This is a genomic window from Anaerococcus sp. NML200574 (assembly GCF_026131665.1).
Lineage (GTDB): Bacteria > Bacillota > Clostridia > Tissierellales > Peptoniphilaceae > Anaerococcus > Anaerococcus kampingae.
In genome coordinates, this window is sequence record NZ_JAMXSM010000024.1 from 21441 (window position 1) to 28087 (window position 6647).

The 6647-nt window shown below is 34.1% G+C and carries 5 protein-coding genes and 1 pseudogene; 5 read left to right on the plus strand and 1 reads right to left on the minus strand.

The features are described 5' to 3' along the window. Window positions 1-150: 150 nt before the first annotated feature. Window positions 151-666 carry an FprA family A-type flavoprotein gene (locus NH286_RS08465; protein WP_265212571.1) on the minus strand — a complete coding sequence of 172 codons (516 nt, stop codon included), beginning with the start codon at window positions 664-666 and terminating at the stop codon, window positions 151-153. Between the two features lie 263 nt (window positions 667-929). Between NH286_RS08465 and NH286_RS08470 the strand changes: the two genes are divergently transcribed. From NH286_RS08470 to NH286_RS08490, 5 genes and pseudogenes are all read left to right on the plus strand, one after another. Beyond that, window positions 930-1076 carry a hypothetical protein gene (locus tag NH286_RS08470; protein WP_234025811.1) on the plus strand — a complete coding sequence of 49 codons (147 nt, stop codon included), beginning with the start codon at window positions 930-932 and terminating at the stop codon, window positions 1074-1076. 33 nt (window positions 1077-1109) lie between these two features. Continuing rightward, window positions 1110-1382 (plus strand): annotated as a pseudogene (locus NH286_RS08475) (solute carrier family 23 protein); the annotation flags it as partial. Between the two features lie 206 nt (window positions 1383-1588). Next, window positions 1589-2482, plus strand: a complete 894-nt coding sequence (locus NH286_RS08480) for a class B sortase (protein WP_265238259.1) — start codon at window positions 1589-1591, stop codon at window positions 2480-2482. Between the two features lie 108 nt (window positions 2483-2590). Further along, window positions 2591-3934: an MATE family efflux transporter gene (locus NH286_RS08485; protein WP_265238260.1), complete on the plus strand. Its 1344-nt coding sequence runs from the start codon at window positions 2591-2593 to the stop codon at window positions 3932-3934. A gap of 172 nt (window positions 3935-4106) precedes the next feature. Further along, entirely contained in the window at window positions 4107-6494 is a 2388-nt protein-coding gene (locus NH286_RS08490) for a glycoside hydrolase family 31 protein (protein WP_265238262.1), read from the plus strand. The last annotated feature ends 153 nt before the right edge of the window (window positions 6495-6647 follow it).

Here is a 6647-nt window from a genome sequence, read left to right on the forward strand (position 1 = left end):
TGAAGGTTGACCACTTGTTATACTTATCAATTATGAAATTGATAGGTTGTTCGTCCTTATAAACAGGACCATGGAGAGGAAGAATGGCAAGGTCGTTGATGTTCATGAAGGCATTTTGTACCATTTTCCGAACTTACCAACTATATTGATTTAATATCTTATAGCTTGATATAGCCAATCAACCTTGTGGATAACATTCTTAGCATCTGCATGACCTTCAATTACATTAAAGGCACCAAAAGCATCTGCTGAGAAGAGAAGACCTTCAGTTGTTTCGTAAGTCATCATAACTTCTGGCCAGTGAACCATTGGAGTGAAAACAAATTTGAGATTTCTCTTACCGATATTTACTTCATCTCCATCTTTTACTTCCACATATCTATCCTTTAATTCATCATTGTAGAATTGTTCATAGAACTTGAAGGTCGTGGCATTGCCAACAAACTTAGCATTTGGGCATTCTTTTAAACAAAAATCAATATTTCTACAGTGGCCTGGCTCCATGTGCTCAACAATTAAATAATCTAAGTCTTCTCCGTTATGAGCTGCCTTAACATTTTCTATATATCTTCTAGTAAAGGCTGCATCTACTGAATCACACAAAACGTTCTTTTCGTCTTTATTAAGGTAAGAGTTGTAGGAAACACCATTTGTCAATTCGAACATATTTTCGAATCGGTCAATCTTTCTGTCGTTAACTCCAACTCAATAGATATTATCTAATATTTCTACTATATTGTGTATCTTATCTTCTTTGAAACTCCTTTTATTTGTTTTGTTACATTGTTAACTATACTAGATATTTAGTAAAATTTAATTATATATTAATGATTATTATTATCGGTAATAATCTAAAAAAATTAAATATATATTTTGACAAGAAATTATGGTAGAAATAATTTATATTGGCATAAATAAGGTAAAAATAATTGCAAAAACTTGCCAAACATTCAGGTTTAGTTGATAAAGATGGGGATGTTATTAATTTAAAGCAAACGCTTATGAGTGATGCGATTTCAACAGCTGCTAGTGCCTTGGTAGGGAAATCAACCGTAACAACAGTTGTAGAATCATAAGCTGGTATAGCAGAGGGTTGAAGGACAGGACTTACATCGCTTACAACAGCGGCCCTATTTTTGTTCTCTTTAATCTTCGTTCCACTAATTGCGATAATTCCAGCCCAAGTTACAGCTCCAGCTCTAATTTTTGTTGGCGTATTGATGTTATCAGGTGTTAAGGATATAGACTTTGATGATTTGACAAATGCCCTTCCAGCTATTTGTACTATCGTCTTTATGCCTTTTACTTATTCCATAGCAAATGGTATAGCCCTCGGTCTGATAACTTTCTGTATAGTAAAAGCATGCACAGGTCAAAGCTAGGAAATACAACTACTAACCCTAATTATAGCTCTAACTTTTGTCTTTAGATATGCCTTTATAACCTAGGATAGGAGAATAAATGACAAATTTTGTTTTAATTGGGGAGATTTTTTATTTTTATTTTGATAATACTTGTTATTTTATAAAAAACTTGTATTTCCTAGAGAAATCAGATGAAAAGTGTAGAATATAAGCCAGGAGATTATATGAAGAAGAATTATTCTAATTTTTTATGGGCCCTTGCCTTTATTTTACTATTTGTTTTTCTCTATAAGAATGATAGGCTTACTCAAGAAAAGATTGCTTATTATCAAGAGGAAAATATGAGAAAATTTTATTCTAGCAAGAGAATCGATATGGCAAGGGAAGAGGAAATAAATAATATTGTAAAGAAGGCTGATGAAGGAAGACTTCTGGCTTTTCTTAAAAATAAAATAAAAGAAGAATCCGCGGCAGAAGCAACAGCTGGAGTCAATCATGTAAAGGAGCTTCAGAAAAAGTATCCCCAAGTCAAGGGTAGGATTATTGTCGATGGTACCTCAATAGATTTCCCTGTTGTTCAGGGGGAAGATAATGAATTTTACCTCGACCACGATTATGATGGGTCTTATTATATAAACGGGGGAGTTTTTATCGACCACGTCCACCATGGAGATTTTTCTGATCAAAATACAGTAATTTATGGTCATAATGTAAGGATTGGCTATATTTTCCATGATTTGGATAAGTTTAGGGATAAGAATTTTATAAAAAAACACTCGGAGATAATTATTGACACTCCAGTGGCCAGGAGGACCTTTGAGGTGGTTTGTGCCATGGATGTGAATGTGGATGCAGATTATAGGTTTAACTATTACGATGATGATGAGTTTGAAGACTATCTTAAACTTATTAGAGAAAATAATATCCTTGAAAATAGGCCTCTGCCAAAAAAAGATGATAAGCTAATAACTTTGTCGACCTGTTCAGATATCAAAGATAGGTACGCAATTGTGGCTGTGGAGAAAAAAGAAGCTTATGTGAATAAAAAGAATTTTAATTATTGGCAAGGTGTCCATTTGCTCGCAAAAAGACCAAGTCAAGATATTTCTATTTATTAAAACTTGTTAAAAATCTTCCTGAATTTGGGAAGATTTTTTGTGCCTATTTTCTTTGATTTTTTATCCATTTATCATATATTAGTATAAATTAAAAAGATTGGAAATTTTATGGATCATTATTTAACAAATGAGTCGCCATCTAAGGCAATTAGCAAGTTTGCCCTGCCAATGGCGGTGGGCTCTCTTTTTCAACAAATTTATACCTTGGTCGATTCGGCTGTGGTTGGCAAATATGTAGGTGAGGCCGCGCTTGCTTCAATTGGGGCTAGCTTTGCTCTCACTACGATTTTTATATGTATAGGAATTGGTGGAGGTGCTGGGGCATCTGTCCTTATAGCCAGATATTTTGGAGCCAAGGATTATAAGAGGATGAAGACTGCGATTTTCACTTCGATTATAGGTTTTTTAGTCCTTGCCCTTGGCCTTTCGGCCTTTGGTTTGATTTTTGCAAAAAACCTCATGGCTTTACTTAGGACACCTGATGAAATTCTTGATATGTCAGTTTTGTACTTAAATATTTATTTTTATGGTCTGCCATTTTTATTTATGTATAATATCATCTCAGCCCTTTATCAGGCTTTGGGAGAATCTAAGATTCCTCTATATTTTTTGATTTTCTCTTCGATTTTGAATGTAAGCTTGGATGTATATTTTGTAAGAGATTTGGGATTTGGACTGGCTGGAGCAGCCTACGCAACTCTCCTTGCCCAGGGTTTGTCTGCTGTCCTATCCTTTGGGGTTTTTATAAGAAGGCTTAGTAAAATTAAGACAGAAAAGACAAAGATTTTTGATAAAAAAGAGCTAGGCCGCATTTCTTACCTAGCCATCCCATCTATTATCCAGCAATCAACCATCACAATTGGTCAACTTTTAGTCCAATCTGTGGTAAATTCCTTTGGGGTAGGTATGCTGGCAGGATTTTCTGCAGCCATTAGGGTAGAAAGCCTCATTATTGTACCGATAACTAGTCTTGGCAATGCCATATCTTCCTACACTTCTCAAAATGTGGGGGCAAAAAAGCTTGAAAGACTAGAAAAGGGCCTTAGGGCATCCATAGCCATGGTTGGGATTTATTCTGTCGTGATTTTAATATGTTTGAAATTTAATTCAGCAAATATAATCGCTTATTTCATGAACGAATCATCATCAAACTTAGCTAAAGATACAGGCGTGGCCTACCTAGACTTTATTGGATATTTCTTTCTTCTTGTAGGGTCTAAACACTGCGTGGACGGTATCCTAAGAGGAGTTGGAGATGTAAAGATTTTTACCCTAGCTAATATAGTCAACCTGACCATAAGGGTAAGCTTATCGATGGCCCTAGCCCATAAAATCGGTATAGCCATGGTCTGGTATGCAGTACCTCTTGGTTGGCTAGCTAATCTTGTGATTTCTACTAGTTATTATTTAAAGATAAAGAAGCAAAATTATAGCTTGGATTCTAATGGGTGAACAGAGAACAATTGTAAATAGTCATAAATATTTGAATTTTAATTATCAATTATTTACAATGGTATTAATATGAATTTTAAGGGACTTGTAAAATTTAAATTTGCTCCGGGAAATAAATTAACGGAGAAATATTTATAATTTTACAAGCCCCTTTTTATTAGGGGAGAAATTTATGATTAAAAATGGGAAAAATTATAATCCAATAAGTAAAAAAGAATCTATAATACAGGGAGATAAATATAGGATTTCAATTCTCACTTCTAGACTAATTAGGCTAGAATATAGCGAGGATGGAATTTTTGAAGATAGGATGACCAAGGGGGTTATAAATAGGGATTTTCCTCCTGTAAATTTCAAGGTTTATGATAGGAAAGATTGGCTAAAGATTGTTACTGATCATGTAACTATTTTATATGATAAAAAACCATTTTCTACCTATGGTCTAAGCGTAGAGCTTAGGGGCAAGGTCAACCATCCATATTATTGCATTTGGCATTATGGAGACAAGATAGAAAACCTAGGTGGAACAGCAAGAACTCTTGATTTTGCAGAATCAAAGGTAGAAATAGGAGATGGTATCCTTTCTAGATATGGCATAAGTGTGATAGATGACTCATCATCACCAATAATAAGCGATGATGGTTGGACTTATGATAGAAATAATGATAATCAAGACCTATATGTATTTGCATACAAAGATAAGTATTTAGATGCCCTAGATGATTTTTATAAGCTTTCTGGAAGTCAACCACTTTTACCAAGGTATGCTCTGGGTAATTGGTGGTCCAGATTTTATAATTATTCTAAAGAAGATTACCTAGACTTAGTGGATAAGTTTGAAAAGTTTAAGGCACCTTTTTCTATTATGGTACTAGACATGCTTTGGCATACTACAGGAATTGATGAAAAATACGGAAGCGACTGGACTGGTTATACATGGAATTATGACCTCTTGGGTGAACCACGAAACTTATTTTCAAGACTTCATGATAACAATTACAAGCTAACTTTAAATCTACATCCATCATCAGGAATTAGGCCAAGTGAAGATTTTTATGAAGATATGGCAAAGGAGCTTGGTTATGATTATGAAAATGAAGAGACTATAGATTTTTCCTATAAAGATAGGGCCTATGCTGATTGCCTGAATAAGTATTTTTATAAGCCTTTTGAAGAAAAGGGAGTAGATTTCTGGTGGATGGATTGGCAACAAAGCCCAAGAAAGCTTGACGAAAACAAAGATGCCTTGTGGGTTATAAACCGTACTAGATTTTTAGATATGGAAAAATCTGGCAAGAGAGCCCTCACCTTTTCAAGGTTTGCAGGTCTTGGGTCTCAAAGATATCCTATAGGATTTTCAGGTGATACATCTATAAATTGGGATACATTAGATTTTCAACCATATTTCACAGCCACATCCTCAAATATTGGCTTTGGATGGTGGTCTCATGATATAGGTGGTCATATGAAAGGGGCAACTGACCCAGAGCTTATGCTAAGGTGGCTACAATTTGGAGTTTTTTCTCCTATAAATAGGCTTCATAGCTCAAATACACCTTTTGTATCCAAGGAGCCATGGTCTTTTGATGAAAAATATTCAAAGCTTATGGTCGACTACCTACAAATCCGCCATAAACTTATTCCCTATATCCATACCATGAATTATAAGGCCCACGAAGAAAATATCCCTTTAATAAGGCCAATCTATTACTATTATCCAAATGTTGAAAGAGCTTATGCGAACAAAAACCAATACTATTTTGGTGAGAGTCTTTTAGTCACACCAATGACTAAAAAAATAGATCCTAGGCTTCAGATGGCTGAATTTAAGGCGTTTTTGCCAGATGATGGTTATTATGATTTGCAGACTGGTCTTTTCTACGCTGGTCAAACCATGATTGAAATCTATAGGCCAATTGATAAAATGGGCTTATTCATCAAAAAAGGTGGGATTATTCCATTAGCTGACCTAGATAAGGATTACACAAATTCTATAGAAAACCCAAAGGCCTTAAAAGTTTTAATAGGCGCTGGTAAAGATGGAATATTTAATTTGATTGAAGATAGCGAAGAAAACTTAGAAGCTAAATCTATAACTCAGATTTGCTATGAAGATAAGAGGGCTATAAGGCTAGATCAATCTAAAACTAAAATAGATATAATTTCGACTAAGAGAGATTGGACTTTTGAAATTTATGGAATAAAAGTAAATGAAGTTGAAATAGTAGCTAATAAAGATAATAGGCTTGAAGGCAAGATTTCTTATAATCAAGAAAAAAATATAAGCCAAATAATCATTGAAGAAATCCCAAGCAATGAAGATATTGAAATTTTAATTAAATCATATGAAGAAATAGACCAAAAAACAAATAAGCTTGAACTTATCTTATCAAGAATAAATAGCTCAAGAATTGAAACTTTAAAGAAGGAAAGTATTTTTGATATACTTAAAAATGCACAAAGTATTTCTAATCTTGTATCAGCCCTGATGGCCTTTGATATAGAAGAAAAAGTCAAAAAAGCTATATTTGAAATAATTTTTGCAAACGAAGAGTTTTAAATAATAAAGGTGATGAATTAGAAGAGATAAGGTGACCCCATAAAGTTGGACCTATTAGCAGAGTTAGTGTTAAAGCTTACTCTGCTATTTCTTTGTCCTTTCCTACCCCTAGGGGTAGGAAATTTTTATGCTGCATTCTTCTTTCTGTATTCT